Annotated in this window: 29 protein-coding genes and 3 pseudogenes; 24 read left to right on the top strand and 8 right to left on the bottom strand. The window is 43.2% G+C overall.

The features are described from left to right. The first annotated feature begins 39 nt into the window (after positions 1-39). From BLS15_RS16865 to BLS15_RS16855, 3 genes are all read left to right on the top strand, one after another. The gene (locus tag BLS15_RS16865; RefSeq protein WP_028532824.1) at positions 40-1,707 is read left to right on the top strand and encodes a DUF6138 family protein; all 1,668 of its coding nucleotides are present in this window, start codon (positions 40-42) and stop codon (positions 1,705-1,707) included. Between the two features lie 116 nt (positions 1,708-1,823). Then, positions 1,824-2,264 (top strand): DMP19 family protein, encoded by a 441-nt coding sequence (locus tag BLS15_RS16860; protein ID WP_021262872.1) that lies wholly within the window; start codon positions 1,824-1,826, stop codon positions 2,262-2,264. 17 nt (positions 2,265-2,281) lie between these two features. Beyond that, positions 2,282-2,842 carry an SMI1/KNR4 family protein gene (locus tag BLS15_RS16855; RefSeq protein WP_028532825.1) on the top strand — a complete coding sequence of 187 codons (561 nt, stop codon included), beginning with the start codon at positions 2,282-2,284 and terminating at the stop codon, positions 2,840-2,842. A gap of 137 nt (positions 2,843-2,979) precedes the next feature. Here the strand turns inward: BLS15_RS16855 and BLS15_RS16850 are convergent, their stop codons facing one another. Genes BLS15_RS16850 through BLS15_RS16840 form a run of 3 tightly spaced genes read right to left on the bottom strand, consistent with a single transcriptional unit; the run spans position 2,980 to position 5,295 of the window. After that, on the bottom strand, positions 2,980-4,362 hold the full coding sequence (locus tag BLS15_RS16850) for an SMI1/KNR4 family protein (protein ID WP_090512838.1): 1,383 nt from the start codon (positions 4,360-4,362) through the stop codon (positions 2,980-2,982). A 36-nt stretch (positions 4,363-4,398) separates the two neighbouring features. Then, positions 4,399-4,845 carry a hypothetical protein gene (locus BLS15_RS28650; protein ID WP_139170682.1) on the bottom strand — a complete coding sequence of 149 codons (447 nt, stop codon included), beginning with the start codon at positions 4,843-4,845 and terminating at the stop codon, positions 4,399-4,401. Positions 4,846-4,863: 18 nt separating this feature from the next. Further along, positions 4,864-5,295 carry a MarR family winged helix-turn-helix transcriptional regulator gene (locus tag BLS15_RS16840; RefSeq protein ID WP_090512832.1) on the bottom strand — a complete coding sequence of 144 codons (432 nt, stop codon included), beginning with the start codon at positions 5,293-5,295 and terminating at the stop codon, positions 4,864-4,866. A gap of 229 nt (positions 5,296-5,524) precedes the next feature. Between BLS15_RS16840 and BLS15_RS16835 the strand changes: the two genes are divergently transcribed. Both BLS15_RS16835 and BLS15_RS16830 read left to right on the top strand, forming a co-directional pair. Further along, entirely contained in the window at positions 5,525-6,163 is a 639-nt protein-coding gene (locus BLS15_RS16835; RefSeq protein ID WP_021255681.1) for a nitroreductase family protein, read from the top strand. Positions 6,164-6,212: 49 nt separating this feature from the next. Beyond that, a complete protein-coding gene (locus BLS15_RS16830; RefSeq protein ID WP_021255682.1) occupies positions 6,213-6,509 on the top strand; it encodes a putative quinol monooxygenase in 297 nt (98 codons plus the stop codon). A 184-nt stretch (positions 6,510-6,693) separates the two neighbouring features. Here BLS15_RS16830 and BLS15_RS16825 read toward each other — a convergent pair whose 3' ends face one another. Together BLS15_RS16825 and BLS15_RS16820 are read right to left on the bottom strand one after the other, a co-directional pair. Continuing rightward, entirely contained in the window at positions 6,694-7,257 is a 564-nt protein-coding gene (locus tag BLS15_RS16825; RefSeq protein ID WP_021255683.1) for an SMI1/KNR4 family protein, read from the bottom strand. A gap of 35 nt (positions 7,258-7,292) precedes the next feature. After that, positions 7,293-7,730, bottom strand: coding sequence for an Lrp/AsnC family transcriptional regulator (locus BLS15_RS16820; protein ID WP_021255684.1), 438 nt, complete (start codon positions 7,728-7,730; stop codon positions 7,293-7,295). A 140-nt stretch (positions 7,731-7,870) separates the two neighbouring features. Between BLS15_RS16820 and BLS15_RS16815 the strand changes: the two genes are divergently transcribed. From BLS15_RS16815 to BLS15_RS16790, 6 genes are all read left to right on the top strand, one after another. After that, the gene (locus BLS15_RS16815; RefSeq protein ID WP_021255685.1) at positions 7,871-8,452 is read left to right on the top strand and encodes a DJ-1/PfpI family protein; all 582 of its coding nucleotides are present in this window, start codon (positions 7,871-7,873) and stop codon (positions 8,450-8,452) included. 158 nt (positions 8,453-8,610) lie between these two features. Then, positions 8,611-9,378: a GNAT family N-acetyltransferase gene (locus tag BLS15_RS16810; RefSeq protein WP_217635866.1), complete on the top strand. Its 768-nt coding sequence runs from the start codon at positions 8,611-8,613 to the stop codon at positions 9,376-9,378. A 33-nt stretch (positions 9,379-9,411) separates the two neighbouring features. After that, complete coding sequence (locus tag BLS15_RS16805) at positions 9,412-9,783, top strand: hypothetical protein (RefSeq protein ID WP_090512829.1); 372 nt, start codon at positions 9,412-9,414, stop codon at positions 9,781-9,783. Between the two features lie 234 nt (positions 9,784-10,017). Continuing rightward, the gene (locus BLS15_RS16800; protein ID WP_090512827.1) at positions 10,018-10,581 is read left to right on the top strand and encodes a sigma-70 family RNA polymerase sigma factor; all 564 of its coding nucleotides are present in this window, start codon (positions 10,018-10,020) and stop codon (positions 10,579-10,581) included. Further along, on the top strand, positions 10,547-11,836 hold the full coding sequence (locus tag BLS15_RS16795) for a DUF4179 domain-containing protein (RefSeq protein ID WP_090512823.1): 1,290 nt from the start codon (positions 10,547-10,549) through the stop codon (positions 11,834-11,836). Before BLS15_RS16800 ends, BLS15_RS16795 begins: the two co-directional genes overlap by 35 nt. A gap of 338 nt (positions 11,837-12,174) precedes the next feature. Further along, on the top strand, positions 12,175-13,602 hold the full coding sequence (locus BLS15_RS16790; RefSeq protein WP_090512820.1) for an MFS transporter: 1,428 nt from the start codon (positions 12,175-12,177) through the stop codon (positions 13,600-13,602). A gap of 257 nt (positions 13,603-13,859) precedes the next feature. Here BLS15_RS16790 and BLS15_RS16785 read toward each other — a convergent pair whose 3' ends face one another. Beyond that, positions 13,860-14,108, bottom strand: coding sequence for a hypothetical protein (locus BLS15_RS16785; protein WP_021255691.1), 249 nt, complete (start codon positions 14,106-14,108; stop codon positions 13,860-13,862). A gap of 465 nt (positions 14,109-14,573) precedes the next feature. On the opposite strand from BLS15_RS16785, the gene BLS15_RS16780 reads away from it, so the two are divergent. The 7 genes and pseudogenes from BLS15_RS16780 to BLS15_RS16755 all read left to right on the top strand — a co-directional run bounded on the left by BLS15_RS16780 (position 14,574) and on the right by BLS15_RS16755 (position 19,757). Continuing rightward, positions 14,574-15,524 (top strand): BadF/BadG/BcrA/BcrD ATPase family protein, encoded by a 951-nt coding sequence (locus BLS15_RS16780; protein ID WP_036667250.1) that lies wholly within the window; start codon positions 14,574-14,576, stop codon positions 15,522-15,524. Between the two features lie 69 nt (positions 15,525-15,593). After that, the gene (locus BLS15_RS29850) at positions 15,594-15,728 is read left to right on the top strand and encodes a hypothetical protein (RefSeq protein ID WP_268632172.1); all 135 of its coding nucleotides are present in this window, start codon (positions 15,594-15,596) and stop codon (positions 15,726-15,728) included. A 10-nt stretch (positions 15,729-15,738) separates the two neighbouring features. Beyond that, positions 15,739-16,044, top strand: coding sequence for a hypothetical protein (locus BLS15_RS16775; protein WP_021255694.1), 306 nt, complete (start codon positions 15,739-15,741; stop codon positions 16,042-16,044). 132 nt (positions 16,045-16,176) lie between these two features. Next, positions 16,177-17,066: pseudogene (locus BLS15_RS16770) on the top strand (alpha/beta hydrolase family protein). A gap of 263 nt (positions 17,067-17,329) precedes the next feature. Then, complete coding sequence (locus BLS15_RS16765; RefSeq protein ID WP_368087129.1) at positions 17,330-18,169, top strand: GNAT family N-acetyltransferase; 840 nt, start codon at positions 17,330-17,332, stop codon at positions 18,167-18,169. 56 nt (positions 18,170-18,225) lie between these two features. Then, entirely contained in the window at positions 18,226-18,972 is a 747-nt protein-coding gene (locus BLS15_RS16760) for an aminoglycoside 3'-phosphotransferase (RefSeq protein WP_139170680.1), read from the top strand. 186 nt (positions 18,973-19,158) lie between these two features. Beyond that, a pseudogene (locus BLS15_RS16755) lies at positions 19,159-19,757 on the top strand (DJ-1/PfpI family protein). On the opposite strand, the gene BLS15_RS16750 reads toward BLS15_RS16755, so the two are convergent. Both BLS15_RS16750 and BLS15_RS16745 read right to left on the bottom strand, forming a co-directional pair. Further along, positions 19,647-20,657: an MMPL family transporter gene (locus BLS15_RS16750; protein WP_028532840.1), complete on the bottom strand. Its 1,011-nt coding sequence runs from the start codon at positions 20,655-20,657 to the stop codon at positions 19,647-19,649. The pseudogene BLS15_RS16755 and the gene BLS15_RS16750 overlap by 111 nt on opposite strands. Next, the gene (locus tag BLS15_RS16745; protein WP_051614122.1) at positions 20,657-21,286 is read right to left on the bottom strand and encodes an MMPL family transporter; all 630 of its coding nucleotides are present in this window, start codon (positions 21,284-21,286) and stop codon (positions 20,657-20,659) included. Before BLS15_RS16745 ends, BLS15_RS16750 begins: the two co-directional genes overlap by 1 nt. 1,178 nt (positions 21,287-22,464) lie before the next feature. On the opposite strand from BLS15_RS16745, the gene BLS15_RS30025 reads away from it, so the two are divergent. The 6 genes and pseudogenes from BLS15_RS30025 to BLS15_RS30020 all read left to right on the top strand — a co-directional run bounded on the left by BLS15_RS30025 (position 22,465) and on the right by BLS15_RS30020 (position 24,749). Next, positions 22,465-22,572 (top strand): VOC family protein, encoded by a 108-nt coding sequence (locus BLS15_RS30025; protein WP_139170691.1) that lies wholly within the window; start codon positions 22,465-22,467, stop codon positions 22,570-22,572. Further along, positions 22,569-22,817: a VOC family protein gene (locus tag BLS15_RS16740; RefSeq protein ID WP_021255699.1), complete on the top strand. Its 249-nt coding sequence runs from the start codon at positions 22,569-22,571 to the stop codon at positions 22,815-22,817. Before BLS15_RS30025 ends, BLS15_RS16740 begins: the two co-directional genes overlap by 4 nt. 51 nt (positions 22,818-22,868) lie before the next feature. Continuing rightward, positions 22,869-23,423: pseudogene (locus BLS15_RS16735) on the top strand (GyrI-like domain-containing protein); the annotation flags it as partial. Positions 23,424-23,531: 108 nt separating this feature from the next. After that, on the top strand, positions 23,532-23,930 hold the full coding sequence (locus BLS15_RS16730; RefSeq protein ID WP_021255701.1) for a VOC family protein: 399 nt from the start codon (positions 23,532-23,534) through the stop codon (positions 23,928-23,930). A gap of 33 nt (positions 23,931-23,963) precedes the next feature. Next, positions 23,964-24,191: an AMP-binding protein gene (locus BLS15_RS16725; protein WP_021255702.1), complete on the top strand. Its 228-nt coding sequence runs from the start codon at positions 23,964-23,966 to the stop codon at positions 24,189-24,191. A 207-nt stretch (positions 24,192-24,398) separates the two neighbouring features. After that, the gene (locus BLS15_RS30020; protein WP_139170690.1) at positions 24,399-24,749 is read left to right on the top strand and encodes an AMP-binding protein; all 351 of its coding nucleotides are present in this window, start codon (positions 24,399-24,401) and stop codon (positions 24,747-24,749) included. Positions 24,750-24,865 lie beyond the last annotated feature (116 nt).

Raw genomic sequence — 24,865 nt, 5'->3', positions numbered from 1 at the left:
CTGAAAGCATAATCACTTTTTAATCAGGAGGAGACACCGTTGAATCACGCTGTAGAAGCTTTTCTGAATGATGTGTGGGAGGAAGTCACATCGATTTACGCAAAAGAAAGCAAAAGGATAAGCGAGTTTAAGGATAAAAGAAGTTTACAGGCTGGGGTCTACAATTATCTGAAAGTAGCGTGGAGAAAAGGCAAGTTTACATGGGCAAATGGAAGCATCCATATCGATATCTACGAGCCATTATCTTGGAGCGACAGCTCGTATAAAGTGGAAGCTGGCGCCTACATAACAGAGTTGACCAATGAGTTGCTCATTGAGGAGTTCTTTCCTGCCTTGTGCGAGCGAGTAGAGCGACTGTTCCTCTCTGAGGAGTTGGGTGCACGTTTCTTTGATTACAAGTTTGAGGTTGTATTGGATTTTGAATGGGAAAATTCAAAGTTATCGCGTAACCAACAGTTCATCAATGAGCCAAAGTTAGATCAACTGAAAAAGACTCTAGAGCAATTTATTCAAACAAAGGTTTTATCTGATCCACTGGCGCAACCAGCCAAGGATGACTATTTCTTTTTTGCCAAACATTTGGTCAATCCTGATTTAATGAAGCAGGAAGTAGATGAGATCGAGCCATTGATCCGACTACTCAATAACAAGCTGAAGGAGAACCAGGAACGCAAAAAAGAATGGATCAGCCGATATACTTATACCTTCAAACGTTGGGCGGAAGATCACTTTTTACCGCAGCATTTTAACCAAACCGGTTATTATCGAAACGAATGGGTGTTGAAGGAGGAAGCAATTCCTTCTTCCGTGGATGCTGGAGAATTGGAGTTCTTTATTTATACAGCCGTACAGATTGGCTTCACTGATCCGGATAATCGGCTGAAATATCTGGGACTTGCGGCGCAATTGGGTTCAAAGCGGGCAGCAGATTATTTAAAAATAGGCAGCGGTAAATTTGAGAGCACCTATCGGGGAGAGAAAGTAGAAGCTCACAACAATGACGTGACGAAGACGATCGACATCCGCATTCTCTCAGAAGAGGAGGCAGCTTACGGTGAAGCGCTCGATTATATCATTGATCTGTTGCGGCGGGATTTCCCTAAAGAATATAACCTTAAGCTGAAAAGCAGCCAAAAGCATGTGCTTCCGTATAAAAAGCTGGCGAAATCCAAGCTGCATCGATTTTTTGCCAATGCACTCAGCTATCCGGCATTGTTCCCCAAGGTTGCAGAATATGCGGAGACGGCAATGGAGGAGTTCGCATGGTACAGCGATGTGGAGCCAAGCGAGAAATCGGCTATGCCGGGCACTTATGCCGTACTAGGCCTCGGCTTGTACAGTGAGGATTATTTCCCATTGGTATCCCGTTATATGGGCATGGTGGATACGGAGCATCAAATGGTGCAGGACGGCTATCCGCAGGCATTTATCGAGGCGCATGGCGTCAAGGCAGAGCATATGCCGGTAATCGTATCCATGTTGCTGGGAGGCATTGACGAGGGGACGAAGGTCAAAAATCTGACTATCGACCGTCCTGAGCTTGCCGAGGCGCTTATCGAGGCATTGCAAGACAAAGAGAATTACCAATGTGAGATGGTCGTGTGCCGAATCTTTGGAAGCGTGAAGAAGCTGGAGGGAGCGGCACGAAAAGCAGAGTCGCCGCTAAAAGAAAGACTGGAGCAGCTATTGACTCTCTCGAACTGTTAATTCTATTAAATATTAACCTAATAAATGATCAGGTGAGCAGCGACGTCCCATGTATAAATGAAGCGTATAAATGATGTTCTGATCTATAAGGTCTATACATTAAAGGGGGAAACAAAATGGAGAAGACGGATATCTGCGACATTTGGTTCGATTTTGCCTCTTCCTTTGTGGATAAGAAAAATGATTCAGGCTGGGATGCCTTGACTCCAGAGGAACAAGAGATCACTTCCTTGTGGCTGTTGGAAGTTGACTTATATAACGGCGGGTTTATTCAGTTTTTCTGCAATTGGGGAGAAGTGGCATATCTCCATGCAATTCGAGCGTTACAAGCGATTGGAGCGATTCATGCACTCGACATCATACAATCCGGATATGCCTGTATCGAACGTTTGTCAGAAGACAAGCGCCTTACAGAACTCTGGGATATTCCTCAGTTCCTTACTGAGGAAGAGATAGAGAGACTTGATAAGTTGGATAATCGATTTTGGGAGGACCCGGATAAAATCGCGGAAATCGCACATCGATACTACGTAGAGCAGTTGGGAATACATACTTAATGAGAGGAAGCTATGCATTGGATAAACGGGACTACATCAAAAAAGGGTTTGAAGCTTATTATCGCCGATATGACCAAGTAACGGAGGATGGATTTGGTAGATGGATGGAACCAGATGTTCCGGGTGAAATGAAGGCAACTGACTCTAATGAGGAGTGGTCGATATGGAGATTAGTTCCTTCTACCGTTACTGATGGCGCCATTTGTGCGCTGGAAAAAGAATTCGGGCTGGACTTTCCGGAATGGTATCAAGCATTCATTTCAACCTATCATCACTATTTCGACATCGTGCCAGCACAACCGGTCGATGAGCCGTTACGCCGCATTCAAGATATGTATAATCCACTACTGTGCAAGTGGGGTTACCTTCCATTCGCCTGGGATTCCGAGTATGGTCACATATTATGCATGGATCTTACTGGTCCGGATGAGGAGCACTATGCAATCTATGAGATTGACCATGAAATATTATTTGATTTTGATGAAGAAAAGACAGGGCGTGATCAACTGAAAGCGTCGATGAGATTTTTGTATCCTAATTTCAAATCGTTTTTTGACGATGCTTTTGAATTGAAATAAGTCCTTTATTTTTTTCTGCCAGAAGGAAATGTTCTTGTTCCCGCTGTATAGCGAATCTCCCATTACTAAAAAAGAAGAAGAGCCCTCGTCCGAACGTGGGCTCTTCTGATTGGTTGCTTGATGCTTGCTCGGTCTTGTTAGGCTTCTTGCAGCTGCTGAACTAGTTCCTCAATCGATTGCTCAGTAAACCGAAGGTGTCCATTAACCTGCACAATCCGTCCTTCTTTCTTGCGGCGATCCAGCCAATCGGTAATAAAGGATGGGCCGTAACCGCCTTGCCCGAACTCACCGCCGAAGGCGATCATTTTCTCATAGATACCTAGGTACTGCTCGCGGCTGGTCTCTGGATATGACTTTGTATATAACCAAAACTGCAAATCATACATCAAATACGAACGTTCATCCGCATGAAAGGAAAAATGGCCCTTCTCTTCAACAATGCATGTACAGATACGACGGATTTTCGGTTCGATCTGGTCGACTTCAACTACGTTCGAGCATAGCTCCTCCAGCAACGGAGAGAATTTGCCATGAGCTACCCTATGAAGATCTTCTAGCTTATCTTCCTCAGAAGTATCATATTCCTCTTCGTTCACCAGACCTCTAATAAACTCTTCGAAATTATCGGCTAGGAACGTAATTTCATAATCTTGCTCCTGATCGACATGAATTACTTCAGGTTCGCCATCTCTACCGCAGGCTCGGTAGTCCAGCATGACCACATCATGGCCTGCTGATGGACAATCACAAATCACGACGCCAATGTCTGGGTAACCCCAATCCTCAATCATGAACTGACTGCCGAGATCCCCGCAGAGCGAATAGCTCTTCTCACGGCCAATACCCAGAATTCCTGTGATTGCGATATGATCCTCAGCCCAAGAAGTAGCGTCCTCTGTAGGGAAGCGGGTGTTCATCGGAACTCCACCATTGCGGTGTTGCATAAGTGCAATATAAGAGGAGGGGAGCTTATATCCCAATTCCTCCTCGATTGAGGCAATCAGCTCATCCGTAGGCGGCTCGGACTGATATTCTTCTCTCGCATACTCGCTGTCTTCCCAAAAATCATCAAGAGATATATCTGAAAAAGGCTCTACTACTTCAGATCCACTCGCTTTTAAGGCTGCTTCTTTCTTGGCTGCAATTCGTCGTTCTTGTCTTTGCTGTTTTTCTGCTTTTTGAAGACTTAATTCCATTAAGTATTCGACATCCTCATCACCAGGCTGTAATTGATCAGCGGTACGAAATGCCTGAACTGCTTCCTCATAGCGCTTTAGATGAAAGAGCGCAAATCCTACCCGATAGTGCCAGAATGGATCGCGCTGTCCCGATTCAGCTATGCTATCAAAATGTTGAAGCGCTTCTTCATAGAGTTCCAAGTTATTATAAGCTCTGGCCAGTCGACTAATCGTTTCATAATCCCGTTCGTTCTCGGGTATGGCTAACAGTGTGTCCACAATTCGCTGGTGTTCATCATCTTCATGCCATTGATTCAATTGATCCATATGTACTTGGTTCATCGCTGCCTCCATGAATTTAATAGATTGTATTTCATTTTATACCGACGTCAGCCATGCAGTACCACCACCTGCAATCGTCAAGAGAGATCCAGCTGAAATGATCCATATATGCTTTTTATCTAATTTCACCTCTCCAATGACCCGCGGCAGTAGCCACAAAAAAGCAATGGGCGCATAGGCACTCTGTACCGTGCCCCAAAGAGCCAGCTTCTTGGCTTGCATCACGTAAGCATCGGTCGAATCTGGGCGCTCGAAAGCTAACATACCTCCCGTTCGTACGTTCCAATAGGTAATGATCGCATACAAAAATAAAATGGACAAGGTAAAAAAGACCGATAATGTAAACTTGATTTTGTCCGGTGAGAACCTTTGTTGCGAGGATTTCGTTGGAGCCAACCCGACTAGGTAAAAGACAAAGCCTACAAAAACGACGCCACCTACAAACACACATAGGATCGTGTTTACGGCGGCTCCCGCCATCAAAAGCAAAAATGTCATGACTTATATTAATTTTTCTACGTTATGATCAAGCTTTTTCACTAAAATCTGCAGCTGCTTTACCTCTTGCTCTGAAAACCCGCCAAACAATTCAGCGATAAATTGGTTTTTATCTACATCACAGTTCCTTAAAATGTCCTTGCCTGCCTCCGTAATCTGAACAATCACTTCACGATTATTCTGCTCATTGCGATTGCGGGTAACAAAGCCTTTTCCCTCAAGTATTTTTAAATGTCTTGTAATTGCAGCTTGATCAATCTTCATCTCTTGTTGCAAACCGATTTGAGAAAGCAAGCCCATTTCAAGTAATTTGTACAAGATTTCATATCTCGTTAAGCTAATGCCTAATCGTTTCTCAAAGTGCTGGGTGACATGTCTTTCTATATTCTTGAACATAAGAAATATTTGTTTCATTTCCTGATGAGACACTTGCATTGTTTTCCCACCTCTATAGATGATTAATCAATCATTGATGCGTCAATTATAGGATACATAACCTCATACTTCAAGGCGGACAGTAAGCATTCGTCTGAGTTTATCTATAGAATTTCACTTGACTTAATGTTAGACCTGATATATATTGTTTGACATATCAATCGTTGACCAGTCAATTGTTGATTAATCAAATGATTTACATTTATATGAGCAAGGAGTAGATCACATCATGTCTAACACAACAAGGAACAATGATTTTCAACAAATACTGGTAGGACGCCGCTCTATTCGCAAATATGATTCGTCCGTAAAAATAAGCAAAGAAGTAATGGCAGAAATGATTGAAGATGCTACTCGTGCACCATCATCTGTCAATATGCAGCCATGGCGTTTTCTAGTCATTGAAAGTGAAGAGGGCAAGGCAACATTAGCACCTCTCGCTCGTTTTAACCAGCTGCAAGTTGAAACTTCTTCAGCAATGATTGCAGTATTCGGGGATCTGAATAGCTTTGAAAATGGGGAAGCGATCTATAACAAAGCGGTAGAATTAGGATATATGCCAACCGAAGTAAAAGAAAAACAGATGGCAGCATTAACAAACTACTATGCAAATCTGTCTCCAGAAGTAAACAAAGAAACCGTGCTAATTGACGGCGGACTCGTATCGATGCAGTTCATGCTAACAGCTCGTGCCCATGGATATGATACTTGTCCAATCGGAGGGTTTGAAAAAGATCAGATTGCTGAAGCTTTCGGTATGGATAAAGAGCGCTATGTTCCGGTCATGCTCATTTCCATTGGAAAAGCAGATGGTGCAGGATACCAATCCGTACGTCTTCCTGTGGAGACAATAGCAGAGTGGAAATAAATTTTTGTGTGAATTATGAATGAAAATAAACGAGCAGAGGGGGATTCAAATGATCATTATTCATGCTGTTTCAAGTGTAAATCCAGAAAAAGAACAAGCTTACGTTGAAGAGATTCAATCTCTAGTGAAAGCTTCTAGAGCGGAAAGCGGAAATATTGCTTATGATTTCTATAAAAGCGTAGAAACAGAACATGTCTATATCATGGTGGAAGTATGGAAAGACCAAGAAGCGGTGGCAGCACACAATTCAAGTGAACATTTCACTTCTTTTGTTGCAAAAGCTAAGGCTTATTTAACAGCACCGCTTGAAGTGAAAGTGTATGGTGGATCTGAAGTAAAAGCGTAAAAGAATAGAACTATGATTTATAAAAAGATGACCTCTAAAGCCACCACGATATTGTGGAATTTAGAGGTCATTTTCCTTATAACGTCGTCCTGAAAAAGAAAACACACAGTCCAATATCGCTGGCGCTTCATCTTGACGTTCAAGCCTTCATTTGCGTAAAACAAATCGAATGGTCTTCCTGCAATCATTCATCATTACCGTAAAGTAAATCTTCAGCCGAGATTGTTCCCGTACATAGCTCTAAGAACGTTGAAGCAACTTGTGCGCTGTCCGCATAGCCTAAATTTCCCGAGTGAGACACAAGAATGGGATATTCATTTTCTTCTGAGATGCTGCGCATATCCCAAGCATAATGAATCCCGCAGCCATCCATAGCAAAGGGGATCGCCTCTGGCATGTACTCGGGAAATTCATAGGCCAGCATCATCGCTCGTAACTCATCAGCACTGAAAAACTGAAAATGCCGAGCACCATTTCCGAATTCACCGCCATTGGAATAACGCAGTAAATCAAGATAAGCGGCGGGAAGACACTTGTTCGGAATAGACCATTTTGCCGGATCGAACGGGTGGTATAGCTTATGTAAAGGATCGGTTACAGGGAAGGGATTGCGCTGCCTTTCTCGTATTTCCGCAATCTCCTCCTCAGATAGAGGGTTGTTCCAATGACTAATAAAATGTTCCACTTCTTGCTCCGTCAAACCGGGATATTTCTGGTAGCACACTTCGAATACAGACGCCCAATTCATCCGAGCGTTCCTCCTTTTGACCTGTTGATTATTTTTTATTCTTCACTAGTAAAAGGGTCGATTACTTTTTGTTCATAAGAAGATAACACGATATTTGTTGAGGGCGTACCATACTGCATTGAATCATCAATGAATTTTTCTAAACTCTCTACAGAATACGTTGCTATTTTGACAATATAGCTAATTTCCCCTGCTACCCGGTGACACTCAAGTACATCTGGATGGTTACGACAAAAGCTTGCTAACGATTTACAATCCTTCGATTCAAACAAAATAAGTGCAGAGATTGGACGGTTCATTTTTTTTAGAGAAACGCGTGCATGGTAACCCTCAATAATTTGTTGCTCCTCTAACTTTCGTACTCGCTCAGTTACGGATGGAGAAGATAAATGAACAGCTTCTGCCAAATCTTTCATGGAAATTTTCGCATTCGACTGTAATATTCTCACGATGTTTTTATCAATTTGATCCATAACATACCCAACCTTTTTTTATAATATAGAATAACCAAAATAATTAATAAATGAAAGCCAAACAATAAAATATCCTTTTCTAGCCTGTTCATGAGCCTTCTATATTTTTATAAAATAAGGATCTGGAGGGGATTTAGAACATGAAAAAGATATTATTATTATTAGCTAACGGATTTGAAGCAGTAGAAGCTAGTGTATTTACAGATGTGCTAGGTTGGAATAAGTGGGAGGGAGATGGCTCAACTGAGGTCGTAACCGTAGGTCTTCGGAATAAATTAACCTGTACATGGAATTTTACTATTATCCCTGAAAAAACGGTCAATGAAATTCAACTAGATGAGTTTGATGCACTCGCTATTCCAGGAGGATTTGAAGAAGCTGGATTTTACGAAGATGCCTTCAGTGCGCCATTTTTACATATCATTCAACATTTTTATTCCAATCAGAAACCGATTGCTAGTATCTGTGTTGCATCATTAGCACTTGGCAAAAGCGGTATTCTTAAAGAAAAAAAAGCGACCACATACAATCATTCAACGAGTAAACGAAAAGAGCAGTTAAAGAATTTCGGCGCAGATGTGCAACATGATTTAATTGTTCAGGATGGAAATATTATTACATCTTCAAATCCAGGTACAGCTTTTGCTGTTGCATTTCTATTACTCGAAAAACTAACGTCTAAAAAAAATGCGGAACATGTGAAGGATCTTATGGGATTTTGAATCATTCAGAAGCAAGTGAATGTGTAGAAAATAAATATAGGAGTATTCAACATAGTAAAAGCAAATCTTTTCATTTACAGTTTGGTATAGGGCTTCTTATATCTGGAAGCACATGCGAATGAGTAGAGAAAAGTCTAAAGAAAAGGGTAATGATCAAGATGCCAAATCAACAAAATCAAACACTCCAAACGACAAGCATGCCTAGATTTTCAGAGATGATTGCTGCCTTTTGGCAGGGGCAATTCGGAAACGGGGAAGTCCTTTATCACGATGAAGTCTTTACACTCACCATCAATCCTGACTTGAGTGATGACAGCCGGGTAATGGTGCTGACAATGACCGACGGGAAGGTAATGGCGGTTCTGACGCCGGCAATGGCTGATAAGGCGGGACTTACTCAGCAAGCAAAATTGACTGAAGCCCTCTTTCGGCAGAAGCTGAAAGAAGCAGGGGTTACGCTGCATGGGGCAGATTATCTCTTTTATTTTACAGAGGCCGATAAAAAATCATTACTGCAAGAAGCCGTGGACGGTGAATTGCGGCAATTGACAGAGCAAGACCATGCTGTATTTTCCGAATTCCAAGCCGCTGCCTCGGAACAGGATCTGGATGACGCCTATGTGGAATTGGATCACTGGGCTGTGTTTGGCTCGTTTGAGCATAACCGCTTAGTGAGTGCCGCCAGCATGTACCCATGGCTGAATTCGCATATAGCGGATACCGGAGTGCTCACGCTGAATGACTATCGAGGGAAAGGCCATGCCCGCAAAGTAGTACGCTCCATTAGCAAGTACGCCTACGCACAAGGATACGAACCCCAATACAGATGCCAGCTTGATAACTATGCGTCTACGTCCTTGGCTAAAGCCGCAGGTTTAACACTGTTTGGCAAGTGGGAAATCATTTCTCCTGACTCTGTAAACTGAATTATCGGTTAAAACGAACCTGTCAAATGTGCGTTGATCCTTAAACAGAAGGAGAGGATTATAACAGATAAACATCCGAGTAATTATGAACAGATTTTCAATGAAATTGAAAAATTGCCGTTGCTATTGAATGATGTAGATTATTACCCTTTAGTAAAGCGCGGATACGATTATCTAGTTATGCTGCATGATAGCGGCTTGGATGAAAAAATGGTATATGACCGCCTCCTAGCAACACATCAGAATTTAGATAATGAGTGGCAACAAGACTTTATTGCAGAACTCTTAGATTTTGTATGCGGTTATATTGGGAACCAAGCGTATTATATTTGGCGGCATGATGGAGCATTTTCAAGAGAACTCTCATCCGTAAATGTAATAACAGGAAGATCAAATCAAGATTAATCGAATCGATTCTCTACGAATCGTATTTTTAGTGATAAGAGTTTAAAAATGGTTGTTCGTCAGAACGCCACGTGGCGCCAAACTAGTGCAGCAATCTACAGTGAAATCAAACGATTAATAGAGCCCTCATCTGTGTAACAAGGTGTGGGCTATTTGACGTTTATGTATAATTTTTTTTATAAAATGAACTTTTCTGATCCCCGCGATCTCTTATCTATGAAAAGGGGAGTGAACATGAGAGTAAGCCATCTTGTCAAACAAGCCAAAAAAGGCAACAAAGAGGCATTATTACAGCTCATTATGGCCGATAAGGACGCTTATTACCGACTTGCCTATACCTACATGGGCAATGAGCATGATGCGATGGATGCAATGGAAGATATGATAGTCGCACTATATGAGAAGATTGAGCAATTGCAGAATAGCGAAGCGTTCTACAGTTGGAGCAAAACGATTCTCGTCAATCGCTGTAAAACATTACTTCGCAAAAAGGATCGGTTCGTACCACTGGAAGATGAGCAAGAGCCATCACTAAATGCATTTACTGACAATAATCCCTATCGCGAGACCGAGTCTGAGATGGACATGCAGGTGCTGCTATCGCATTTGAATGCACAGCAGCGGGAAGCAATTGAGCTTCGCTATGTTCATGATCTTCCGTATCAGACGATTGCAGATATGACCGGTGCGCCGCTCGGAACCATCAAATCGAGAATTTCACAAGGGATGCAAAAACTAAAACTGATGATCGGAGGTGATCGTTATGACAACGATCGAGGAGAAGTTACAGGAGCATAAAGAAACCTTGAATCAAATTCAGGCTCCGTCAGGCCTTGAGGGCAGACTTCGAGATGCGCTTCAACATGTTCCAGACAAGAAAAGGAACAAGAATAAGACTCGCGCATGGGTTGCATCGGCAGCGGCAGCACTCATTCTTATGGTTGGTGTATATGAGTACCCTGCCTTAGCATATTATGGGAGCAAGTTATTTGGCGGCATCAACTTTAACAGCATTGCGGATGTGATGAAGCAGGGAGTCGCACAAGGAGTAAACAAAAGTACAACGCTTAAGGACGGCACTGTCCTGACCATAAATGCTGTAATTGCGGACGATAACGTATTCCGCTTATATTATACAATTGATCGACCCGCGGGCACTGATTATACGGATCACGACTTTCTACGGTATAGTTTTGAACATGTGAAAGGGTTCTTGACCGATTCCAGCCCAATTGAGGGGGGCGGAAGACCAGGAAAAAACAAAAGCCAGTTCGTAGGAAATTATGAGTTCGAACCAGTCAGTCCATTTTCTCGTACATTAACCCTTACATTCACTGAGTGGCTGGACAATGGGGAGAAGATATCCTATCCCATCTCCTTCGATTTTGAAGCGAACAAAGCGATGAAGAGTATCATTAAAGAGGATATTTCCGAATCCATCGTTGTCGATAAAGGAACCATTCATTATGACTACATTACGGCTTCCCCAACCTCAACCATCGTGAAGGGACATTATGAATTAGAGGAATACCCGAGATTTTCAGGCCAAACCAAGCTCTATGTGAATGGAAAAGAAGTTAGTTGGACTAGAGGAGGGGGAAGTAATCCAGACTTCGAACTGAAATTTGATCCATTCCCTACAGACAATATTCAGTCCATTGAGCTTGAACTCGTCAATTTTGAAGGATATCATAACATACAAGAGCCTATCTCGCTTGCATCACCATCCGATCGCTCCATTCAAATTGGAGATGAAAAGTTCTGGATTCGCAGCGTTACCAAAACGGCTACAGGTCATGATGTCGTCATTGCGAGAAAACAATTTACTTTCTTGAAGACGGACACATTGTCCATACAGGCTGGCAGCAAAGTTATTCCTGTATCGTCAAAATCGAAAGAAAGACAATGGGATTTGAAGAACGGCAACATTCTGTGGGAACAGACGTATTCGTTTAATACAACCGATAAACCAGAATTCCTACTGGTGGACGGCTACCAATATATAAAAACCTATAAGAAGAAAATATCGATTCCTGTAGATAATAATAAATAAAATCACGCTGTACAGCGGTTCATAATCATACGTACACAAACCAAAATAGAGAAATAACCAGATTTAGAGTATATGAAAGCCCAGAATATAGACACTTGTGACAAAAAGTGGATATTCGCTGGGTTTTTATACTTTGCACACAAAATACAGCGCGTGCATTTTATAACGCAATGTATATTAATTATAAACTTTACAGGATATGGTGATAACAATGCATGCAAAAAATGAGCTTATTGTCATCGAGGGCTACGGCCATGTAGGAAGAACCATTTGCGCAAAACTGGGGCCGGTATTCGATACCCGGCAAGCCGCTCTTCCGCTGAGGGGAGGGAAAACTGTTGAGCGTTGCTGCACACGAAAGACTAGGAACAGCTGACGGAAAACGGGCATGGATGATGATGGCGATTTGTCTCAGCGCATTCTTGTCTCACTTTACCGCCGGGGTAGTGAATGTGTCGCTTCCCCGATTCGTAACAGTATTCCAGTCCGATATTGGGACAGTGCATTGGATGACGACCGGATATCTCCTCGCTATTACGTCGCTCCTCCCCTTGATGGGCAAGTTAGGCGACCGCTGGGGGCATCGCCGCATCCATAACTGCGGCATAGCCCTATTCACAATTAGTTCTGTTCTGGTTGCGCTCTCGCCGAATCTCACCGTGCTCCTCTTCATGCGGGTTGTGCAAGCGACAGGTACGGCAATGTTCCAAGCGACAAATATGGCAATTATCACGTTTCATATGCCGGGCACACATAGAGGGCGGGCTCTCGGTTTTGTGAGCACCGCTGTTGCCCTAGGCGGCATGGCGGGACCGGTTGCAGGCAGCTTCACCGCGGCATGGTTGAGCTGGCAATGGGCGTTTCTGATTCATGTTCCCGTGGCGGTCGCGGCAACCGGGTTAGCGCTGCGCTTCATCCCTGCTGATCAGAAGATTAAGACGAGGAAAGCCTCATTGGACGTAATTGGAGCCATTTTGTTCATGTGCAGCATCAGCATTGGAATATACGCCATTGTGAACGGAGGCGCGATAGGGTGGCGATCTCCGAATATGCTTCTACTGTATGCAGTCCTGCTGATTGTTTGCCCTTTGGGCTGGTTGTGGCAGTCCCGGCAGAAAGAGCCTTTTCTGCCGCTCTCGGCGTTCCGTATTCCAGCCGTAGCCTGCGGTCTGATCATTAGCTGTGCATCTTTCCTGATGGCCAATATTGCATTGGTTCTTATGCCTTTTTATATTTCCGGAACCACCTCGGTATCCACGGCGGATACAGGCTATGTCATGCTGGCATATCCGCTGCTCTTGGCTGTAATCGGCCCCGTCGCAGGGCACTTATCTGATCGGATTGGATCGCGTCGCTTAATGGGGCTTGGATTATGCGCCATGGCAGGCGGGTTCCTGCTATTCTCTGGGGTATTCGGCGTATTGCCGCTGTGGGCAATTATTTGTACGCTGGCCTTGATCGGTTCGGGGATGGGGCTAATCGCTTCGCCGAATAACAGCTTCATTATGAGCCATGCGGTGAAGGAAGACGCAGGATCGCTCGGGAGCATGATTGCATTGACGCGTAACGTGGGCTTGGTGCTCGGTGCCGCGCTAGGATTGGGACTTATGGACGACGGCGATCCTGCCAAGCCGTTGGAGGCATATCTGAACATCTTTGGTTTCGGCGCATGGATCGGCGCTGCCAGCCTGCTGCCGCTCTGTTACAGTTGGTACGTACGGAGAAGTATGGTAAAGCGGCGGCAAGGAATCAGTGTAGAAAAATGATGGTAAACAAAGATGCTATGTGGGTACTACCAGGTATAAATATAGCAACTTGTAACTGCAAAAAGGCGTATAGCGATGGAATTATCTTGGATAATGTAGAGGAGATTCACACAGGGGAGAAACGGCGATAGTGCGAAAATAGGGAGTATAAAGCGGCTCTACAATTCCTCAACTAACCATGAACCATTATCATGGTATGGGACGAATTATTAGAGCCGCTTATGTACAAGAATGAAATTAATTGTTAGCGAACCGAATTAGTTCTGGGCAATACATCCGCTACGGGTTTCTGTCTCTGTCCATGTTTTGGTCTCCGATTGGCCGTTGTCATACTTGCAGGTTTGCATGTAGTGTTTAGTGATGTAGGTTTTTCCATTGAGGCAGTTTGTTTCGGTTCTGATTAAAGTTTTTCCGCCGCACCAGGCTGCATGGGATGGGCTTGGCAACGCCACGAGGAATGCAGAAGCGCACACAACAACCGCCATCATTTTTGTTATTTTGTTCATATGATCACCCCCTTTTATGAATATATTCTACCTATTAATAAGTTTTCCTCCTTTAATATAGAAATAAATTCTATCTTTTCCCATACCATTACTATTATCAATCAACTACGACCAGCTAATCCAGACTACGTGAGCGGGTCATGAGACATGAGTGACAACCAGCTTGCGAATAGCAGTAGGTTCGAGCCATGTCCAACTACCTGCTCTTTTAATTACCAATAACTCATCTACATGGAGCAGAAACCCGGAAGAACGCCACTGGAGACAAAGAGAGGCTATCATCCGAGTTTTTTATGTATTACTTATGCAGATTGCTGCACTTGCTCCGGAAAAGAAGGTTTATCGAAATCCTTAAAGAATATGAAACGTAATGGAATTTCATGGATGACTTACGATTAAGGGATAGCTGCTAATAGAGTGATGATGGGTTTGATTTCGATAATTGGTTAGGGGGTCATTGCTGTGATGGAGCGGAATATTGTTATCGGCATTGATGGAGGCGGCACGAATACAAGAGTTATGATCTGTGATCTAAACGGAAATGAGCTTGCGTATGCGGAAGGCGGCTGTGCATCCAAGTATAAAGACGAGAACGCAGCTGAGAATGTGAAAGCGGCGATTAAGAATGCGCTTGCGATAGCAGGGCGAGATACAACCTCTGTGGCCGCGCTTGTTGCTGGCCTTGCGGGCTATGACTCAGAAGCAGATGACGTATGGATTCATGCATTTACTGACCTACCGGGGCTTGACTGTCCCAAGCTGCATTTGAATGACTCCGATGTTGCTCACGCAGGAGCACTTCAAAATCAACCAGGTATCATTGCCATTGCCGGAACAGGAACGATGATTATGGGCATCAATGAATACGGTACACGAACCCGAAACTTGGATTATCGCCATTACGCATATAGCGCAGCACGTCATCTTGCCTATGATGCTGTGTATGAAGTACTTGCAGGTCCCCCAGATGATTCGAATAAAGGACTGATTGCGGAGATGATGCAGCATTGGCAGTTGAATAGCTTAGAGCAGTTGCAGGAGCTTGCTCGGCGGGGATTTGAGCCAGATACGATGAAGCGCGATCAGCATTTTGGGCAATTCGCTCCATGTGTAACCACAGCGGCAGAACAGGGCAGCAGTATAGCAAGAAGCGTATGCAACCGCGCTGTAGAGCAGCTCCGATTAGGGATTGAGCTTGTCGGCTCCAACTTCGCTGAACGCAGCATCGATGTCGCGCTAATCGGCAGCGTCATCTGCAGTTCCTACATGCGCAGCAAACTATCTGAAATGCTTATAGCGCATCCAGTTAAGCAATATCGCTTGGTTGATCCACTATTTCCACCCGTAGTCGGTGCCATTCTGCTTGCCTATAAGGAGCTAGGCGTCCAAGCGGAAATGAATCTAGCAATGAAGTAGAACATGATTATCTAACATAGATCGTATTGTTAACATAGCTATGTAGATAAAAAGGAGCTGTTTGTATTAATGGATGATTTCATGAATCATGATGGATTTGGGCAAAACATCGAACGAGAAGTCCTGCGTGCAATTGTACCACGCATTGCTACAATCGAAATTCCTGTATCGGATTTGAAAAAAAGCGATAGCCTGGTATACTGAGACCTTTGGCATGAAGGTTCTTGGAGAACCGGACGAAGATTGGGAGGCATCCATGCTTTATCTGGATGGAGGCGAACGTCTCGGAGTTCCAAACTTATACTTGGTTGAGAATCAAGATGAACAACGACTTGCTTTTACGAATACATATACGGATGTAGCCCATAGTGTAATTGACTTCTGCTCAGCCAATGTAGAGGAGATGCTAATAGGGTTGCGTTCTCGGAATGTAACGATGAATGGAGTTAGTGGATTTTTTGATTCGGACGGGAATTCATTAGCCGTATGCAGCGCAGTACATTATGGACAAGTGAAATAAACAAGACCACAAAACATCCGACTGTACCTTTGCAAAATAGGTTCAACACGCTAACATGAATTACCGTATAGTATAAATGAAGTCACATTCCAAGCGAGTCTACATCTTACTATCTCAGGGGGAACACATAAAATGGATGTAAATGAAAGCAAGAAACCAGAGTACGCAGGACTCCGCAAAGTCGAAATATCGGATAAGGCTTTGGGCATTACGTTTCCAATGTGGGTGATGTATCCGACGGGAACGGCAGAGCAGACCGTTCAATTAGGCCCTTATTCGATTGAGCTAGCGAAGGATGCGGAAGTCTTGGAAGGAACGTTCCCGCTGGTGCTGATCTCTCACGGTACTGGCAGCACTCCATTCGCCTATCGTATGTTAGCTCAGCATTAGCGCGGAACGGTTTTATCGTCGGGATGCCTGAACATCCATACAATAATAGAAATGATAATAGCTTGGAAGGTACAGTTCAAAATCTGACGAACAGACCCCGTCACATTCGGATGGCCATCGACTTGTTTTTTGAAAATGAGAGGTTTGCTAGGAAAGTGAACCCGAATGACGTTTCGATTATCGGTCATTCTCTCGGAGGATACACGGCTTTGGCAGCGGCAGGTGGGGAGCCCACCTCATTTCCTCATGAGTCATCAGATGGGCAACCGCAACACATAGAAGTCATACCAGATTCCCGCATTCAGTCGCTCGTACTACTAGCGCCAGCATCGGTTTGGTTTCAATCCGAAGAAGCGTTACGCATGGTTGATATCCCTATTTTGATGCTTGACGCCGAAAAAGACCCATATACACCCGCTTTTCATGCGCAAATTATTATGAATGGGGTTGCAGATCGAAATAAAGTTCAGTATAGAACCGTACAAAATGCCGGACACTTTTCCTTTTTGAGCCCATTTCCACCTTCGATGAGTTCACCATCATTTCTGCCATCACAGGATCCTCCCGGCTTTGATCGAATTCAGTTCCACAAGGAGCTGTGCGCAGAAATCACGAGCTTTCTGAAGCGGTAGTAATCATTGTTGCATGCCTCGAAGAATGAATTGGCTAACGGGACGATAACTCAATAAAGATAATTGGCGGCAGCCGACTCCTTGGGGTCAGCTGCCTAATTGTTCGTGTAGAAGACTGTTAAAAAATAACTAGTACTTACACATATGCATGTGGTAAAATATGACTCCCTAAAATCAACTGGCTAACGAAAGGGAGTGTACGCGTGGAAGATCTGATAATAGAACCATACCAACCTAAAAGGGATAAAAATTCAATCAGAGCTATGTTGTGTGGAGATGAACAGATTAAAGAATTGCTAAAATGCGAGAGAATGTTCCCGGATGGTATATTTGTCGCCCGCTACAATGGCATAACAGTAGGTTTCCTATCCATTGATGGGATAAAGAGAAAAGCACAGACAATGATATATGTTAGCGAGGAATACAGAAGGAAGGGGATTGGAACTGCCCTCATGGCGAAGGTAGACCACTTGCTCACCCCACATAAGATCGTAGAACGTTCGATGGGTGGATGCATGGATGGCGATCGTTCTACTTTGCAATTTTTATATAAGAATGGTTACTACATCAGTTGGTCGTCTCACATCATGGAGCGGGAAGGTGGCTATCTTCCTGAACAGCATATTTCGGTTAGACCTTATGAAGATGATGATTATGAGACCTGTCATGTACTTATCGAGGTCGCTTTTTACAAGTTGCATGATAATCTGGGAATGCTTCCAACCTATTATTTCCCTCCGAATGAAAATGAACGAAAGCGCATGTACGATAACAAAAGCAACATATACGTGCTTCTTGTTGAAGGGGAAATCGCAGGGGTTGGACATATTGATGGCAATGAGCTGAGTCATGTCTCTGTTCGGCATGATCTCCAATCTCAAGGATATGGCAGACCATTCGTTTCATTTCTTGTAAACGAAATCATGCGTCGCGGCAATACCATCGTTCAGCTGGGGGTTGTGAAAGGCAATTATGCGAGGAAGTTATATGAAAGTCTTGGTTTCAATGAAAAGTCATTGTACCACTGGCTAACCAAATACTATAGACCTGACACCCGAATGAGCAGTCCGCCAAGTGAGATATTGTCAGTTGAATCGAGGTGAGAGTTATAACCGAACTATTTCCAATCGAGATACAAGCCTACTTCAGTGAAGCAGAAGTGACAGTCGTTAAGAAAACCGCAAGATCATCAGTATATCACATGAAAAATCAATCCCACGATGTCTTCCTAAAAGTAACTCCAAAAGAACAAATGCAGCGTGAAGCCATCATGACAAGCTATTTGCATCATAAAGGCATATGCCCAAGTGTACTACACTACAGTTCCAATGATATCAATGATTATCTGGTCACCGAACGAATTCCCGGTTTACATGCAGCAAGCGATGAATTTATAGCTCACCCAGAGCATTTATGCGATGTATTTGCGGAAAGCCTTCTACATTTGCATCAAATTGCACGTACAGATTGCCCTGTTACAAACGGATTAGAGGATATGTTCATCCGGGCAGAGCGCAATTACAGGGAAGGGAAGGCAGAAAAGAGCCTTCTTCACTATATGGGATATACCAGTAGAGAATCCGCATATAAAGATATGGTGTCTCTATATAAATACGCTGAAGAAGACAAAGTGATCATACATGGCGACTATTGCTTGCCGAACTTAATTCTGCAAGATAATAAACGGAATGGCTTCATAGATGTAGGGTATGGCGGGATAGGAGATCGGCATTATGATATCTTCTGGGCGCTATGGTCTCTACAATTCAACTTGAAAAGCGCTGACTATGCCAATCGATTTGTGAAAGCATATGGCGAACATGTTATTGATCAAAATCGGCTTCGTCTTTGTGGGCTTCTATCGGTGTTTAACGGCTTTAGAGGACAAGATTATTATGAATCGTAGATTCGCAATGGGGGGGAGTACCAGCGTAGCTGATACCACAGCAAACACATGGATTATTTTAGGGATTTGTTAATTCTCTCGTTATATTCGAATTGTGCATCGGAACTTTTCTTTAATCATGGGAACTAAGCTAACTGGCTGGAAGAAGAGTACAACATTCTTTCCGTACATGGACGGTGTTCTAAATTGAAAATTCAAATTGTATTGTTTGACGGCTTCGGAGAGCTTGTCTCTTTCGCATCCTTTGAGGTACTCAAAAGAGCGATAGAAGAAGGGGCTTTGTTTACGGTTGAATTCGTATCAAGTGAACCAAAACAAGAAGTTACTACTTCGTTTGGAGTAACGGTTAAACTTCATGATTTTTTACGAATGGATAATGTCCAGATCTGTTAATTGTACCTGGTGGAGGCTGGAATCATAAAGCTGAACATGGGGCACGAAAGCAAGCAGAGCTTGGAACCCTGACCAAAATGATTAGGGAGATGCACAACGAAGGAACGATTGTTGCTGGAGTTTGTACAGGAGGTATGCTGCTAGCTGCCTCCGGTTTATTGAGTGGTCTACAGGCGACGATGCACCATTTGGCGCAGAATGAAATCATTGAATACGGGGCAGAGCTTCTTCGTTACAGAATTGTCGATCAAGGGAATATTATCACTGCAAGAGGAGTCACTTCAGGAATTGATTTGGGACATTGGATCACGGAACGGTTCGCAAGCGCCAAAATTGCAGCTGCCGTTGAATATAGAATGGAATACGAGAGACGAGGTGTTGTTTGGTGTTAAGAGTGCTGCAATTACCCCAATGTGCTTGGTCCCTTCAAATCGAAATATAAAAGCCGCACGAACTCTATTCCTAGTCCTGCGGCTTGTAATCGTGATTACGTTATGATTGGCACTCACATTATCGATCCCACGCAGCATCATGACTTGAGTGCCGACAGGGCTCACTTGGATCCCATCGCTGGCATCGATTTGTTGTGTAATGGTATTCATAAGCTCCAACTGCTGCGCCGATGACAGTTCTTGATTCACTTTGAACTGCATCGTAGCATACTGCTTATTTGCACTAACGACGGACTTCAGTAGAGTAGGAGGCATTTGCTTAATAAGATTCTCAAGCTGCTCCTTGTCAGATGAAAAATCATGATTACCAGTCATTTGAAGCAGGAGCTGTGGTAAGCTCGTAACTTCTTCTACGTCCTTATGCTGAGCCACGATCTTGTCTCCGAAGAGATTCATCCAATTTATCGTATCCGGATCGGTTACATCGTCCGCTTCAACTAAGTATGTGATGAAAATAGTAGATCCCACAACGTCTTGAAGGGAATTGGCATCTTTCAATGCCTTCAAATCCTGCGGTATCATTTTCATCAAGTTCGTTTCTGTAGGTATAGATGACTCCGTGGAGAAGCCAATTACAGATAGAACCAAGGCCACGACTAATATGGGAATAGGCAGTTTACCCACCCAATGGGTGTATTTTTCAAGGAATCGAGATAGCCATGTGTTTTCATTTATTATCTTAACTGGCTTCGTATGCTTTCGATCTAGTAAATGGAAGGTTGAGAACAACAGGCAGATCTCGATGACATAACAGAATATGACACCAATAGCTAACGTTACACCGAATTGCTGCATCATCGGAGCTTTGGACAGCAGCATTGTTAAAAAGCTTAACGCCATCACAAATACGGCATACCAACGGACGGCCCCACATGCCTGATCGAATTCGCAACGGCTGTTTTCGCGTTATAACTGCTAATTTTCAGCTCTTCTTCATATCTATTGTGGAATTGAACGCCGAAGTCGGTTCCCAACCCAACAATGATGGGCAGTGTAGCCATGGTAGCAACTGTGATCGGAAGACCGGCCCACCCCATAAATCCGAATGTCCATATCAAACCGATTAATACGAATGCGAGCGACAACACCCTACGACGAACCGGGAAGACAAGGAATAACACGACAATCATTAATACTACGGCTATTGCAAGCATGATTGCCATGATAGACATGACTTCATCCTTCACCTCGCCCAGAATGATCGGCATGCCTCCCGCTTTAACGGTAATCTTCGAATCGAAATTGCTGCTGTCAATAAGTTGATTGATTTCTCGATTGATACGGGCATAGGTGATGATGTCGGTATTTTTGGACGTATTTAGAACGATGATAATATGCTCACCGTTATCGGAGATCATCGGAGAAAGCTGAGAAGGAACTTTTCCCTTGTCCGAAAATACGAGTTGATGCAGCAAATCGTCATTCATATCCTGCACAGCAGGCAATGCTTGAAGTACCTGGCTAGCCATAGCTGCTTGTTGAAGGTACTGCGATGAACAAGCGATTTTTCGCAAATATCCTGAATAGTAATGGATGAAAAAGTCTTAGTTATCAGCAGTTCCATAAATGCATTGGTAATATCGCGTTTTGTTCGTATATTCCAATTACTGTTCATATTGGGCATCCTTTCTGCCAGGGAGTGAAAATGAATGGATAAGATAACAAATTTATTATGAAGATAGATTCGAGCAGACTCAAGTCTGTTGAAACAATAACTCTTTCTAAATTGAATAAAGTGATGAAAAGCGGCGTTGAGTTAACAGTAATAACATTATGTTAACAATATGGGCGCAGAGGTGCAGTGGTTACAGGTTCTAGCTCGCATGCATTATGATTTGTAGTTGCGTTGGAAGAACTCGGCGTAAACCAATCTGAGCTATTCTGTCAGTAGGTGGATTGTTTTAGCGAATTCTGCGCTTACCCGGGAAATTTCAAGTAACAAATACTTGGATCTGTTAAACTGCTTTGTTGATGTTTTATTGAAGTAACCGGTAGATTAGTGGAACAAAGAGGAGGAAGACTGATTACGGAGAAAATTATAATTTATGAAATACGCGACCACGGCCAAACTTATAATATATATTAACACGATGAGAATCAAAGTGGAAAAGCCTCCCGGTACTACGCCCTTAAGCCTTTTGTATTCGTGAATACAAAGGCTATGCGATATTCCGGAAAGAAATAAATTGTTTATATTTACAAAAGAGAACAATTGTTCTATTATATTAAATATCTCAACTAGCTAGAAACTAATGGTTTTGAGCACTAACTTCTAAAATCATAGTTTTCGCGTAACGTACCAGCATTCGCGCCCCACGCTCTTCCAAGGCAAGTCGATGGAGAGAACTCTAGAAACCCACCAACAGGACTTCATATTAGCACACCAACACATTCTAACATGTTCCGATGGAGCCATAAGGCTGCTCGCCGTAAAATACATGAGACATTTTATGAAATTGCCGAAGAACCAAAAATATTAAGCATTCAGAAATGATCTTCTTGACCATCTCGATTGAGATTGTACACCTCAAGAAAACGAATATTCTAGGTATTCCTTGCACAGGTCTAACGAATAAATCAACAATAAGAAGAGATGGATCATAACCTTTTTCACAAATGATATTGAGTCTTTACATACCTATTTGAAATCAGAAGTATCTTTATTCCAGTCAAAAATCTTGAAGAGTCCATTCACTGGTATGAGAGCATCTTAGGCTTTCAACTAACCGTAAATTGGGGAAGGGTGCAACATTGAAACTGAATCATACTCCTGCTGTATTAGGACTGATTCAAGTAGATGAAAAGCAGCCGGATACATTTAAGAAGAAAGATTCATTAATCACTCCGTACTACAATTTCTTAACTGAGGATGTCCACTCTGCCCATGAGTATCTGAAGAACAATGGAGTAAACGTGTTTGATATCCGTGACAGTGGCGATTTTTATTTAATGGATTTTGAAGATCCAGATGGAAACTTGCTCAGTTTGATTGATATTTGAATCAGGATTCAAGATGGCTCAAAAGCCTTACGAAATAATTTCAAAGGAGAAATGAATATGAACCAAAACCAAGTCGAGATTGTTCACCTCCAGGAAAAAAAATTTATCGGCATTCCAGTAACATCTAGTTTTCAGAATCATGACCCAAAGAGAGTTGAAGCTACAAAAGAATCTTTCTTGAATCGCAAACATGAAATCAAAAACGTAATCAATTCACATGAATATGTGTGTCCGCACTTCTCATCGGAAGTACTATTTACTTATTTTTTCTGCATGGAAGTAAGTTCCCTTGAGGATATCCCTGAAGGCATGATTGGTTTTACAGCTCCGCCACATTCCTATGCGACAACAAGAACAGAAAAAGACCCTTATGAAGAAATCCATACTTACCTTGCAAACAATGGATTTGAAAACAATTCGAAGGCACTTGCACTTGAGGTCTATCAATTTGAAGATCCGGAATGGCCAGGAAAAGTAGATGTATTCGTTCCAGTTATCGATTAAGTAAGCAATATTGAGAACGCAAGAGATTGGTATTGCAAATTACTCGGCTTGCAGACTGATGGAGAGATATTATTTGGCCATATTTATGTGCTTCCAATAGAAAAGGTACATAATAGCATGTTCAGCACCCCGCCAAAGCTTTAAGCCGATGGGGAATTGTGATTACAGAAGCCTTGAAATCAATATATTTAACAAGGAGGAATACACATAATGGAAATAAAGATAAAAAACTATGCAGTTGTTTCATTGCCGGTTCGTGATCTAGAGGTTTCCGTTAGGTGGTACAATGAGGTACTCGGTATTCCGTTCACTTTCGAATACTCCCCGGGTGACCAAGAGGCTTGGCTTAACGTCGGGGGAGTCGGACTTGGGCTTATTCGATGCCCAGAGGTGCCAAAGCTGGACTTTACGAATAGCAGTGGAGAGCATCAGCCAATCATCTCGCTGGAGGTAGACAATATTCATGAAGTGTACGAGGAGTTAAAGAAGAAAGGGAACGATATCGGCGAAATGGTGTACAAGCCACAGGGCGGGTATGGCTTCACTTTCCGCGACCCGGACGGTCATATGGGGCATTTGTGGGGCGGTTGGCCAAAGGAAGAAAGCTGATTATTTTCTCACACAACAAAGAGGCATTACTTGATGCAGCATGCAGAGTGCGCAGTAGTGCTCACAAAGGACAGGCTTCACTTTGATTTGCCCGCAAAAACCCGCATTGTGCCAGTAAAAGAAATGCTTGAATCAGAATCTTCTGTCCCGGTTGATAACATCACACTTACTTATAACCCTGATCGCTTAATGTATGTGCTTTACACTTCCGGCTCTACCGGCAGACCCAAAGGGGTCATGATTAGATCTCATGCCTTTTGAGAATCTAATGCATTGGTACACGCACGAATTTACATTTAGTGAATCGGATTGTGTACTGTTGATTGCTTCAATCAGTCTTGACTTGGCGCAAAAAAACTTGTATGCTCCGCTACTAACCGGTGGACGCCTTTGTCTTTTTCCAGCAGGCGTCAATGATTATGCAGGCATATCTGAAACGATCGAACGAGAGCAAGTAACTGTGATCAACTGTGCGCACAGCCGTATATATCCCTTGATCACTTGCATGCGCCTGAGGAAGATCAAAAGGATCTCGGGCATCATTTTTCGCGTCTCCGCTCTGTCAATCGATTGTTTTTGGGAGGCGAACCAATCAATTTATTAAAATTACGACCATGGACAACGTCGCCTTCTTTCTGCGCAGAGATTATCAATACGTACGGCCCAACCGAATGTACGGATGTCTCATCTTATTATCAGCTTACTCACCAAGATGTATCTCATGGAACGAATGTGCCGATCGGCAGTTCGGTTTATAATACTCAGTTATATGTACTTGATGAAAACCTACAGGTGCTTCCGCTTGGGATGGTCGGTTAACTCTATATTGGAGGTGTTGGACTGGCTCGCGGATATTACCGGGCGAAAGAGCAGACGATGGAGAAGTTTTTAGATAGTCCAGTATCCGGCAGCTGCTCAGCCATACGGGCGGCGTC

The sequence above is a fragment of the Paenibacillus sp. cl6col genome (assembly GCF_900102125.1).
In the GTDB taxonomy this organism is placed as follows: Bacteria; Bacillota; Bacilli; order Paenibacillales; family Paenibacillaceae; genus Paenibacillus_B; species Paenibacillus_B suaedae.
This window is presented reverse-complemented; position numbering and strand designations above follow the sequence as displayed.

Coding starts and splice junctions, on each gene's coding strand:
- BLS15_RS16775 (WP_021255694.1), top strand. CDS start 15,739: ATGAAGGTTCTTGGAGAACCGGACGAAGATTGGGAGGCATCCATGCTT.
- BLS15_RS16810 (WP_217635866.1), top strand. CDS start 8,611: ATGCCAAATCAACAAAATCAAACACTCCAAACGACAAGCATGCCTAGA.
- BLS15_RS29850 (WP_268632172.1), top strand. CDS start 15,594: ATGGATGATTTCATGAATCATGATGGATTTGGGCAAAACATCGAACGA.
- BLS15_RS16840 (WP_090512832.1), bottom strand. CDS start 5,295: ATGCAAGTGTCTCATCAGGAAATGAAACAAATATTTCTTATGTTCAAG.
- BLS15_RS16725 (WP_021255702.1), top strand. CDS start 23,964: ATGCAGCATGCAGAGTGCGCAGTAGTGCTCACAAAGGACAGGCTTCAC.
- BLS15_RS16850 (WP_090512838.1), bottom strand. CDS start 4,362: ATGAACCAAGTACATATGGATCAATTGAATCAATGGCATGAAGATGAT.
- BLS15_RS16800 (WP_090512827.1), top strand. CDS start 10,018: ATGAGAGTAAGCCATCTTGTCAAACAAGCCAAAAAAGGCAACAAAGAG.
- BLS15_RS16785 (WP_021255691.1), bottom strand. CDS start 14,108: ATGAACAAAATAACAAAAATGATGGCGGTTGTTGTGTGCGCTTCTGCA.
- BLS15_RS16825 (WP_021255683.1), bottom strand. CDS start 7,257: ATGAATTGGGCGTCTGTATTCGAAGTGTGCTACCAGAAATATCCCGGT.
- BLS15_RS16815 (WP_021255685.1), top strand. CDS start 7,871: ATGAAAAAGATATTATTATTATTAGCTAACGGATTTGAAGCAGTAGAA.
- BLS15_RS16835 (WP_021255681.1), top strand. CDS start 5,525: ATGTCTAACACAACAAGGAACAATGATTTTCAACAAATACTGGTAGGA.
- BLS15_RS16795 (WP_090512823.1), top strand. CDS start 10,547: ATGACAACGATCGAGGAGAAGTTACAGGAGCATAAAGAAACCTTGAAT.
- BLS15_RS16860 (WP_021262872.1), top strand. CDS start 1,824: ATGGAGAAGACGGATATCTGCGACATTTGGTTCGATTTTGCCTCTTCC.
- BLS15_RS16745 (WP_051614122.1), bottom strand. CDS start 21,286: ATGGCTAGCCAGGTACTTCAAGCATTGCCTGCTGTGCAGGATATGAAT.
- BLS15_RS16830 (WP_021255682.1), top strand. CDS start 6,213: ATGATCATTATTCATGCTGTTTCAAGTGTAAATCCAGAAAAAGAACAA.
- BLS15_RS16820 (WP_021255684.1), bottom strand. CDS start 7,730: ATGGATCAAATTGATAAAAACATCGTGAGAATATTACAGTCGAATGCG.
- BLS15_RS16765 (WP_368087129.1), top strand. CDS start 17,330: ATGTTGTGTGGAGATGAACAGATTAAAGAATTGCTAAAATGCGAGAGA.
- BLS15_RS16780 (WP_036667250.1), top strand. CDS start 14,574: ATGGAGCGGAATATTGTTATCGGCATTGATGGAGGCGGCACGAATACA.
- BLS15_RS16750 (WP_028532840.1), bottom strand. CDS start 20,657: ATGGCGTTAAGCTTTTTAACAATGCTGCTGTCCAAAGCTCCGATGATG.
- BLS15_RS16730 (WP_021255701.1), top strand. CDS start 23,532: ATGGAAATAAAGATAAAAAACTATGCAGTTGTTTCATTGCCGGTTCGT.